This is a genomic window from Micromonospora deserti, assembly GCF_003236335.1.
GTDB lineage: Bacteria > Actinomycetota > Actinomycetes > Mycobacteriales > Micromonosporaceae > Micromonospora > Micromonospora deserti.
Map to the genome: position 1 here is coordinate 1 of NZ_POUB01000224.1, position 10,029 is coordinate 10,029.

Here is a 10,029-nt window from a genome sequence, read left to right on the forward strand (position 1 = left end):
CCCGCCGCCCCGTCGCCCCTCGCTCAGGCCGGTCCGCAGCGCCGCCTCTCCACCGTGGCCGGCGACCAGCTCACCGCCCGCCCCACCGGCGAACCCGAGCAGGAAGCCCTCGCCGCCGACGACGGCCCCGGTGCCGACCGCGGTCATGCCGGTGGCGAGCAGGCCGGTCGCGCCGGTCCCGGCGACGCCGGCCGCGACCACCGGGGCGGCGAGGATCGCACCGATGGACAGCGCCACCGCGAACGCCAGGTTCCGGGTGATGGTCAGCCCGGTGACGATCGAACCGGCCGCCGCGATCGCCCGGTCGATGCCCTCGAGCACGATGGTCTGCGCCTGGTCGGCCTTCTCCACGGCGGTGAAGACGGCGTCCGCCATCTCGGTCAGCGAGCCGCGTCGCTGGGCGTTGCGGTAGCGGCTGAGCGCGATGTTGGAGTCCGCCATCGGGTCGAGCATGCGCCGCTGGACGTCGACCGGCTCCTCGCCGCTGACGACGCTGACGACGAAGCCGACGACGTACTGGTCCTCATAGTTCAGTCGCATGTGCTCGCGCATGCGGTATTCGGTGCTGTCGTTCATGTCCCGCGCCCGGCGCGCTGCCTCCTGCAGGGCGGCGGTGACCTCGGCGCGGACCCGGTCGGCGAGTTCCTGCGGGAAGACGAGCACCTCGCCGTCGTGCATGACGTACGCCATGCCCGGCTGCTCCTGGTAGGGCCGGATCGACTCGATCAGCCGGATGTTCGCGAGCACGCCGGACCGGTCCGTGCCCGCCGCCGGGGACAGGGCGCGAGCCAGTCGCTGCTGCTGCCGCTGGGCGCTCGCCTGGCCGAGTTCCGCGCCGAGGCCGGGCTCCAGCGCCGCGAGCTCCTGCCGCAGGATCCACCGGGTGTCCCGGCTCAGGTCCGGGCGCTGCAACCAGGCGGTGATCAGGTCCACCTCGGCCCGGATCTCGGCCGGGTCGGTGAGCTGCCTGCTGTTCCGCTCCCGCAGGATGCGCGGCATCTCGGTCTGCTCGGGCAGCTCCGGCTGGGCGGGCGTCTGCCCCGCCCTGCCGCGACCACGGCGTCGCGGTGGCGGCCGGTCGGCGGCCCGGATGGCGGCCTGCCGGCGGGCGATTTCCGCCTGCAGGGCCTCCTTGGCCTCCATCATCCGGTCGGTCTCCTGCGAGCCCACGATCTGCCGGTTGAGCCACTCGTCGACGGCGCGCAGCTCGTCCACCAGCTCGGTGAACCCGTAGTGCCGAACATCCGGGGTCGTGTGCAGCCAGTCCTCGGGCGCGAACGCGACGCACGACGTGCCGGTGGTGCGCAGCGACCCAAGCGCGTCAAGGTCGTGCGCGGCGTGGTGCGCCTGCGCCTCCGCGTCGTCGGGTGCGGCATCCCCGTCGCCGGACTGCTGGGCGGCGTGGATCAGCTCGTGGGTGAGTAACACGTCGGGGACCGCCTGCCCCGGCCCGACCGCGATCCCGATGTCCCGCCCGACGGTGAACGCGGCGGCGCGGGCGGCCCGGGCCGCCGTCCGCACGTGCGGGCCGGTGTGCACCCGTACGCCGGCCAGCGACACGCCGGTTGCGGCCTCGACGGACGCGCGGACCGCGCCGTGGACGGGCCGGGCCGGGTCGGCGAACGCCCGCTCGAACGCGACCCGGCCGAACTCGGACCCGTTGGCCGGCCGAGGCGACGCGGACGGGCGCTGGTCGGTGGTCGGAACGGTCTTCGCCGCGGGCGGTGCGGCGCTCGGGGCGGCAATGGCATGGGCTTGGCTCACCGCAACTCCATCCGTCCCTGCCCATCATGCCGGCGCGCCGACGGTCGAACAAGGACCGTTCGGGCTGGTGAGCATCACCGCGCCAGCGGAGCCGGCGGGACGTACACGCGGCTCGAAACGGGCCGGGCCAGCTCACGGCAACGACACGAGTTTTGGCACGGTACAGGCATCGCCCAACGACGCTGGCGATACCGAGGCGGCCAGCACCCCGGACCTCCTCGGCGGATTAAGGACATCGACATGGACGGCACGCGCAACCTGGGCCCAGCCAGCGCCCGCATGCTCGCGGCCATCGGCATCGACACCGCCGCCGACCTCGATGCCATCGGCGCCGCCGGGGTCTACCGGCACCTGCGCGACGCCGGCACGCCTGGCCTGACTCGAAACCTGCTGTGGGCCATGGAAGCCGCTCCTCAGGGCGTCATGGCGTCGCGGACCTTGGCCGTGTCGACGAACTGTTCGAACCGCACGATGCGCCCGCCGCGTACGACGAAGTGGTGGGCGACGCGGACGTTGATCGGCTTGCCGGTGGCCTTGTTGGTGGCGGTGTAGCGGGCCAGTACCACGACTTTCTCCCCGTCGACGACGTAGGTGTCGTCGTGGACGATCCAGTCGTCCCAGCCGGCGGCGAGCTTCTCCATCACGTTGGCGGTGACGCCTGCCGGGGTGCGGTACGTGCCGGCTAGGGGGAAGCCGGCCATCTCGGTCCACTCCACGTCGGGGGCGAGGGTGGTACGTAGGGCTTCGAGATCACCGGTGGCGGAGGCGAGGTACTGGCGGCGGACCACGTCGGCGGGGGCGGTGGAGGTGGTGAAGTCGCTCATCGTTACCCCCACGTCATCTCGCCGGTGGCGACCTTGGCACCGATCTGGGCGGCGATGAGCATGCCGTGGTCGGGGTAGCGGCTGGTGAGCGCCTCGGTGAGGGCGGCGCCGTCGGCGGTTCGGGCCAGTTCCTCCTCGAAGGTGACCAGGTATTCGCGGGTGCTGGTGATGGCGGTGGCGTCGGCGGGTGCGTCGGGCAGCCGGTGACCGGGCACGACCAGCTGCGGGTCGAGGGCGGTCATCTCGTCGAGCAGGGCGATGGAGGCGGCGCGCTGCTCGGGCTTCGGGGTGTCGGCGACCCACACGTGCTGGCGCTGGAAGAGCAGGACGCCGCCGAGGATGGCGCGGTGCTCGGCCTGCCACAGATAGTGGCGGTCGGGCAGCGTGGCCGGCCCGCCGCGCAGTTCGAACCGGTGGCCTTCCAAGGTGAGGTCGCCGTTCAGCGGGGTCAGCTCGACCAGCCGGGTGGGCAGGTTCGCGCCGAGGGCGGCCCAGGCCTTGAGCTTGCCTTCGTACGAGTGGTGAATGTGCGCGATGGTCTGCGGGGTGGCGAGGAAGGCCGCGTCGGGGAAGGCATCGGCCACCACCTCCGCGCCGAAGTAGAAGTCGGGGTCCCCGTGACTGATGAACACAGTGGTCAACCGCTTGCCGGAGTCCAGGATCTCGGCGACCAGCCGGTGCCCGTCGGCGCGGGTGAACCCGGCGTCGACCAGCAGCGCGTCGGAGTCCCCGGTGACCAGGGTGGCGGTCTTGTTCTTGCTGCCGGCGGGGAAGTCCAGGTCGAGAACGGTGAAGTCGAGCGTGCTCATGAGTCCTCCTCGTGAAGTAGAGATGGTCTGGTGGATCCGGTCAGCGCGGTGAGCCGGTCGTTATGGCGGCCAAGCGCTGGTCGACCTGGTCGGCGGCGGCGTGTCCCCGGACCAGGGGGATGACCCGGTCGCCCACGATGGCGAGCAGCGTCGGGTACGCGTCGACACCCAGCTCGGCGGCGCGGCGGAAGTCGGCCTTGGCGGCTGCCTGCGCGGCAGGCGCCTGGAATGCGGCGACGACCGCGTCGGCGTCGAGTCCGGCGGCTTGGGCGACCCTGCGGTAGGTGTCCGACGTGGACAGGCTGTGTCCGCCGACGAAGAAGGCGCGCTGCAGCGCCACGGCCAGCTCGACCGCCCGGTCGGGGGCGGCTTGCCGCAGGGCGGCCATGCCGCGGGCGGCGGCCTCGGAGTCCATCACGAACGAGCCGTCGGCGATCAGCCGCTGGTAGCCGTCGCCGAACTCGGCGCCGGTCCGCTCGCTGATCTTCGCGTTCGCGTTCTGCACGTACCCGAAGGCGCGGATGGGTTGCCGGCGCGCGCCGGTGAACAGGCCGCCCGAGACGACCTCCACCGGCAGGTCCGGATGTCTCGCCGCGACCTGCGACAGGGTGGTGGAGAACCCGTGCGACCAGCCGCAGTACGCGTCGAAGACGTAGCAGAGCTTCATGGAGACCCCTGGTTGTCCGGCGCTCGCCCGGCGCGAGCATCTACCTGACTAAACAGAGTCTTCCACATCAGGTATTTCTGTCGCTGGTCCTGGGTGGTGTGATCTGGGTCGCTCTGGCGTCAGCGAAGGCGGGGCAGCACGTCCCGGGCCGCGTGGCTCAGAATCCGCAGGTCTTCCATGAAGCGCTCGCGGTGGGAGTCGGGAAGCGGTTCGAGGAAGTGCCGCTTGATGTTCTCCAAGTGCAGATTGGAGGCGCGTACGACGGTCTCCTCGCCCAGCGGAGTCAGGCGCACCAGCCGGCCGCGCCGGTCGCCTGGATCTTCGGTGCGCTCCACCAGTCCGGCGGCCTCCATCCGATCGACCAGCCGGGTGACGCCCCCCGTGGTGAGCACCTGCTCCCGGCTGATCGCCCCCATGGACAGCCCGGGCTCGCCCGCCCTTCCCAGGATCAACAGCACCTCGAACATCAGATGGCTGATGCCGCACTCTTGTTCGACCGCCCGCCCGAGGATGTACTCCAGCCTGTTGGCCGCCCCCTGCAGCCGGCCGAAAGCCAGGATCAGCTCATGGTCCGCGGCCTCCTTCGCGGTAGAAATTTCGGGATTCTCCTCCACGGCGGCGACACTCCTCGGATCTCGGCATCCAATGCTCCGATGATGCCCGGACGCCTGGCCGGCGATGGCGACACCCCGCCGGAGCGTTTCTCCGGGGTCGACCGGGTGCGCGTTGACGCCAGGAGGGGGTCGGCAGTATTTTCTACGGGCATAGAAAAACGGGTCCTCGGCGCCTCCCCCTGATCCCGGCGTGGCGACGGTGAGCGTGAACCAGGAGGAGAGGCGACGTGGTGACGGCATCACAGACCGCATCCCGGCTGCTGCGCAGCGGCCCGGCCGGCGCCGCGGAGCTCGGCGAGCAACTGCAGGCCGCCGTCGCGGAGATGGCTGGCTGGATGGACGAGTACGGCGACTTCAGCCCGCACCCGTCCCTGGACGTCGAGGTCGGCGCGCTGGAGCGGGCCGCCGACGAACTGCGCACCCGGTTGCGGGAGAACTATCCGTTCTTCCACCCCCGCTACATCGGGCAGATGTTGAAGCCGCCACACCCGGTAGCGGTCATCGGCTACGTCACCGCGATGTTGGTCAACCCGAACAACCACGCCCTGGACGGCGGCCCCGCGACGGCGCGGATGGAGAAGGAGGTGGTGTCCCAGCTGGCAGCCATGTTCGGCTTCGACCAGCACCTGGGACACCTGACCAGCAGCGGCACCATCGCCAACCTCGAGGCGCTGTTCGTAGCCCGTGAGACCCACCCGGGCAAGGTGGTGGCCTACAGCGCCGACGCGCACTACACGCACGCCCGGATGTGCCGGCTGCTGGGCGTGGACGGCAGGGCGGTGCGCACGGTGGCTGACGGCACGATGGACCTGCAGGCCCTCAAGGAACTGCTGCGTACCGGAGCGGTCGGCACCGTGGTGGCCACCACGGGCACCACCGGGCTGGGCGCGGTCGACCCCGTCCACCAGATCGTCGCGCTGTGCCGGCGCTACGGGGCACGGGTGCACGTCGACGCCGCCTACGGCGGGTTCTTCCGCCTGATCGCCGACGACGGCGCCGATGGCGTGGCCGCCGCACCCTTCACCGCCATCGCTGACTGCGACTCGGTCGTCATCGACCCGCACAAGCACGGCCTGCAGCCCTACGGCTGCGGCGCGGTGCTGTTCAAGGACCCCGGTGTGGCGAGGCACTACCTACACGACTCGCCCTACACCTACTTCACCTCGGACGAGCTGCACCTGGGCGAGATCTCCCTAGAGTGCTCGCGGGCGGGCGCGGCAGCCGCCGCCCTGTGGTTGACACTGCGGCTGCTGCCGCTGACGCCGGAGGGACTGGGCGCGGTGCTGCGCCCCGGCCGGCGCGCCGCGCTGGCCTGGTCGCGGCACATCGCCGCCAGCGAGCAACTGAGCCTGTACCAGCACCCGCAGCTCGACATTCTCACCTACTACCCGACCCGGGACCGGTTGTCGCAAGTGGACCGCGCCAGCGCTCACCTGCTGGCCAGAGGCATGCAGCTGCCCCCGGCGCAGTCGCTGTTCGTGGCCACCTACAGCGTCGACGCCGCCGCCCTGGCCGCGCGTGGACACCGGCTGGTCGCCGACGTACCGCACGGCCGGATCCTGCGCAGTGTGCTGATGAAGCCCGAAACCGAGCAGCACATACCCTCGCTGCACCAGCAGGTTCTCGACCTGCTCGGGGACAGCCAGGGGTAGCGGCGGCGGGTCGGGAGGGGGACAGCCGTGCCGAAGGTCGTCGACCACGACCAACGCCGGGTGGAGATCATCGAGGCAGCGTGGCGCACGATCGCCCGCACCGGGTGGGACTCCGCCACCATGGCGGCGATCGCCGCCGAAGCCGGCTTCGCCAACGGCGCGCTCAAACCGTACTTCGCGACCAAGGACGACCTGCTCGCCGCCGCCTTCGACCACATCTACGTCCAGACCGGCCGCCGCATGGTCGCCGCCACCGCCGGCAAGCACGGCCTGGCGGCCCTGCGCGCCTACTGCCGGGAGATCCTGCCGCTGGACGAGACGACCCGGGACGAGGCCCGGGTCGTCCTGCCCTTCTGGCACAAGGCGCTCACCACGGCCCACCTCGCCGCGCGGCACGAGCGCGCCATGCGCGAGTGGCGCACACAACTGCAGCGCCACCTCAGCGAAGCCCGCGACGCCGGGGAGGTGCGCACCCCGATCCCGGACGAGGACATCGTCGGACACCTGCTCACCGCGCTGCTCGGGGCGCAGATCACCGCGACTCTCATGCCCGACCTGGAAACCGCCCAGACCCTCACCACACAACTCGACGCTTTCCTGGAGCTACTCCGCGGCCCCGCAGGCACATCCTGTGGGTAGTGCGGTGCCCGCTCGCGTTCCCGCCACCACAGCATCCGTTCGTAGTCCCCGAAGCCCAGCTGACCGGTTGTCCACCGGCCGGCCGGGTCAGGCGACGATCCGCACGGCGTGGCCGGTCACGCGTACGCGGGGGTCGACAGGGTCGATTCCGACGAGCAGCTCACTGGGGCGGCCCATGTCCACGCCCTGGTGAATGACGATACTGGTGGCCTCCGACACCAGGCCGAGCTGACGAAGGTAGCCGCCGAATGCGGCTGCGGCCGCGCCGGTAGCGGGGTCTTCGACGATGCCGCCGATCGGGAACGGGTCGCGGGCGTGGAAGGTGTTCGGGCTCTGGCGCCACACCAGGTGCACGGTCGTGTAACCGTAACGCTGCATCACCCCGGCAAGGGCGTCGAAGTCGTACGCGAGGTCTGCCAATCGGTGCCGGCTGCCGGCTGCCAACACCAGATGGTGGTTGCCGGCGAAGGCGACGTGCGGCGGCAGCGCCGTATCGAGGTCAGTTCGCCGCCAGTTCAGTGCGGTGAGCGCCGCGTCCAGCTCCGCGTCCTCGGCCGGGCGGGAGTGGGTGGCGACGCTGATGAGCGCGGCTTGAATGAGCCCATCGGCATCGCGGACGGTGACGACCGGGACCTCGCCCACGGCGGTGTCGAAGACCAGTTCGCCCGGGCCGCCGCGCTCGGCCAGGGCGACAGCCGTGGCGACCGTGGCGTGGCCGCAGAACGCCACCTCGGCGAGGGGACTGAAGTAGCGCAGTGAGAACCGGCGTTGCCCAGCATCGCCGGCGGTGACGAACGCGGTCTCCGAATAGCCGACCTCCGCGGCGACCGCGCGCATGCGTACCTCGTTGAGCGTCGATGCGTCGAGCACGACACCGGCTGGGTTGCCGCCTTCGGGGTGCGCGCTGAAGGCGGAGTAACGCAGCACCTCGGTGTGGGTTTCTGTGGTCACGCCGGCCACTCTGCCAGCTGCCACCCATCGAGACAAACGATGGATATTCATGGCTGATATCGGGTTTTCCGATGGCTGGCCTATCGTCGGCGCGTGGATACCCGTTTGCTCCGGACCTTCAGAACGCGGTTGGCCGCCCTTCGAGACCAGTCTCGACAGCTACGCGCCCGCAAGGCACAACTCGAACTCGACCAGCCACCCGCCGCACCAACGCCGGCCGACCTGCCAAAATCCACGCTCGTATCCGCGATGTCCTAGACCACGGCAACCACATCGCCAGGAAAGCCCTCTTCGAAGCCCTGATCCACGAAATCGTCATCAACTCCGACGACAGCCTCACGCCGATCTTCAAGATCCCCGTCGCCACAGACAGACAAGGGCCGGACCTAGAAGGCCCAGCCCTTGATCAAATACGATCCGCTGATGCGGTTCGCGCACTGCTACCTATGGTGGGCGATACTGGGATCGAACCAGTGACCTCTTCGGTGTGAACGTCAATCTCGTCTGCCATAACCGGTCAACCCGTGCCTTCTGTTGCCGTTGGCTCCTGGCTGAGCAGCGTTGCAGGCCGCTTAGTGGCAGGCGCTGCCAGACCTCTCGCTGACTTCTTGCTGACGTAGCACCTTAGCCGGCTAGCCGGTCCCGGCTCAGCAGCTTCAAGCAGCCATCCCTAGCTAGCGCTCTAAAGTGGAGCCGGTCTCAGCAGCCGATCCTTCCAAAGCCCGCCGACCCGAAACAAGCATTGCATGAATTGCAGCAGGGGCAATGTTGATTGACTCTTCACCTCTGCGTCGAACAATCGATATAAAGGAACCTTCAGCCCTTCCCTCCACGATTGCACCGTGGACAAGGAAGGGCTTATCATGCTCCGCCTGGGATGGCACATCAATTATGATGGCTGCCCGATCCCCCACGAGTATCTGCTCAATAAAGAGTCCCCTGACAGCCGGATACACCCGCGCATCGATTACACTCCTATACCGCTCTGGAGTTCGATCATCTGGCTCCAGAAGTGATGTCTTTACAATGACGTCCCTACCTCCCCGTCTCCGAGTACGTAACCCAAGAGCCACAAATCCACCAGCCTCAGAGTTCGCAAAGCGCGCTACGTCTCGGGCCAGCTCGATACGTCCGATCTCAGAATCTAGGTCGTATCCCTGACTCTTCGCGTCCATCCAAGCGCACTCGGCCATTCCGACAAGCGCCTCCGGCCTGCCGGCCAGCAAGAGTCCACGAGCGATCTGCCGGCTCCGAAGATCCCCCCCTACGGGTACCGGTATGAATGCAACAGTGCAAAGCTCGTCCACAAATCGCGAGAGGTCAGCAAGCGTCAGGTAATCCCCGGGGATATGCAGGGCCACCGACCACCCCTCGCCCGCTGGAAGATGAGAGAGTATCGAAAACCCCCATCTGTCCAACATGCCGGCGATCCTGAATTCAAATTCTTCATCCTCCATGGATTCCGTCAGTCCATAAATCAGATACTCCAGCACGATTCGGCCAATCACATCTTCGCCTACGCGGAAGAGCTGGGCGCTAGTCTCGACCGCAATGCTTGCTACAAGCGCGTCCGAATACTCCTCAGGAGTCGCAAATCGAGAAAATCGATTCAGCGACTCTCCCCCGATCCGCGGAGTGCCGAGCTCGCGGATCGCCGGCATAATCTCGCAGAGTTTTAGCCACTCAGCTCCACGGAAGTCGTAAACAAAGTCTTCCGGAGAAACCTGGTATTCTTCTGGCTCAAAATGAATGATCGGGCGTATTTCAAGATCGTTCGCGACCTTCAGTCGAAAGGTGCTCGCAGAGTACAATTCAGCGCCGGACATTCCCTGATGATGACAGGGCGCTGCCAGCACCACCACATCCATTGCGCCATCCCGTCTGCCGCCGACCCACACACCGTGGAGCGGGCCAGGGGCCAGGGTGACAAGGTGGAGCGCCCTACTGGACGTACGACCTTGTCACCCTGGCCCCTGGTCTGCTCGGCTTGCCTGGGTCGGTGGCTGGCGGGATGGCATCTCACCCCAACCACCCACGGACCCGGAAGCGTTCGGCAACTCCATCCTGGAGTCGTCTGGCCCCCGCCGGAGGAAGCAGTAACCTCAACCC

At 68.6% G+C, this 10,029-nt stretch carries 9 protein-coding genes and 1 pseudogene; 3 read left to right on the forward strand and 7 right to left on the reverse strand.

Annotated elements, in window-relative coordinates:
- On the reverse strand, positions 1-1,764 hold a 1,764-nt coding region (locus C1I99_RS24270; RefSeq protein ID WP_146604038.1), incomplete at its 3' end, for an eCIS core domain-containing protein.
- 279 nt (positions 1,765-2,043) lie between these two features.
- Between C1I99_RS24270 and C1I99_RS35045 the strand changes: the two are divergent.
- Positions 2,044-2,130, forward strand: a pseudogene (locus C1I99_RS35045) (TfoX/Sxy family DNA transformation protein); the annotation flags it as partial.
- Between the two features lie 47 nt (positions 2,131-2,177).
- On the opposite strand, the gene C1I99_RS24280 reads toward C1I99_RS35045, so the two are convergent.
- From C1I99_RS24280 to C1I99_RS24295, 4 genes are all read right to left on the reverse strand, one after another.
- Entirely contained in the window at positions 2,178-2,588 is a 411-nt protein-coding gene (locus tag C1I99_RS24280; protein WP_199562376.1) for a nuclear transport factor 2 family protein, read from the reverse strand.
- A 2-nt stretch (positions 2,589-2,590) separates the two neighbouring features.
- Positions 2,591-3,397 (reverse strand): MBL fold metallo-hydrolase, encoded by an 807-nt coding sequence (locus C1I99_RS24285; RefSeq protein WP_111136519.1) that lies wholly within the window; start codon positions 3,395-3,397, stop codon positions 2,591-2,593.
- 40 nt (positions 3,398-3,437) lie between these two features.
- Positions 3,438-4,064, reverse strand: a complete 627-nt coding sequence (locus tag C1I99_RS24290; RefSeq protein ID WP_111136520.1) for a DsbA family protein — start codon at positions 4,062-4,064, stop codon at positions 3,438-3,440.
- A 119-nt stretch (positions 4,065-4,183) separates the two neighbouring features.
- A complete protein-coding gene (locus C1I99_RS24295; RefSeq protein WP_111136521.1) occupies positions 4,184-4,678 on the reverse strand; it encodes a MarR family winged helix-turn-helix transcriptional regulator in 495 nt (164 codons plus the stop codon).
- A gap of 227 nt (positions 4,679-4,905) precedes the next feature.
- On the opposite strand from C1I99_RS24295, the gene C1I99_RS24300 reads away from it, so the two are divergent.
- Both C1I99_RS24300 and C1I99_RS24305 read left to right on the forward strand, forming a co-directional pair.
- Positions 4,906-6,330, forward strand: a complete 1,425-nt coding sequence (locus C1I99_RS24300; RefSeq protein WP_233512683.1) for a pyridoxal phosphate-dependent decarboxylase family protein — start codon at positions 4,906-4,908, stop codon at positions 6,328-6,330.
- 27 nt (positions 6,331-6,357) lie between these two features.
- Positions 6,358-6,969, forward strand: coding sequence for a TetR/AcrR family transcriptional regulator (locus C1I99_RS24305; RefSeq protein WP_111136522.1), 612 nt, complete (start codon positions 6,358-6,360; stop codon positions 6,967-6,969).
- A gap of 87 nt (positions 6,970-7,056) precedes the next feature.
- On the opposite strand, the gene C1I99_RS24310 is transcribed toward C1I99_RS24305, so the two are convergent.
- Both C1I99_RS24310 and C1I99_RS32395 read right to left on the reverse strand, forming a co-directional pair.
- Complete coding sequence (locus C1I99_RS24310) at positions 7,057-7,929, reverse strand: PhzF family phenazine biosynthesis isomerase (protein ID WP_233512684.1); 873 nt, start codon at positions 7,927-7,929, stop codon at positions 7,057-7,059.
- A 665-nt stretch (positions 7,930-8,594) separates the two neighbouring features.
- Positions 8,595-9,788 (reverse strand): hypothetical protein, encoded by a 1,194-nt coding sequence (locus C1I99_RS32395; RefSeq protein ID WP_146604039.1) that lies wholly within the window; start codon positions 9,786-9,788, stop codon positions 8,595-8,597.
- Positions 9,789-10,029: the final 241 nt, after the last annotated feature.

Bases quoted from the DNA above. Each gene is read 5' to 3' on its own strand.
- C1I99_RS24280 (WP_199562376.1), bottom strand. From the start codon at position 2,588: ATGAGCGACTTCACCACCTCCACCGCCCCCGCCGACGTGGTCCGCCGC.
- C1I99_RS24285 (WP_111136519.1), bottom strand. From the start codon at position 3,397: ATGAGCACGCTCGACTTCACCGTTCTCGACCTGGACTTCCCCGCCGGC.
- C1I99_RS24290 (WP_111136520.1), bottom strand. From the start codon at position 4,064: ATGAAGCTCTGCTACGTCTTCGACGCGTACTGCGGCTGGTCGCACGGG.
- C1I99_RS32395 (WP_146604039.1), bottom strand. From the start codon at position 9,788: ATGGATGTGGTGGTGCTGGCAGCGCCCTGTCATCATCAGGGAATGTCC.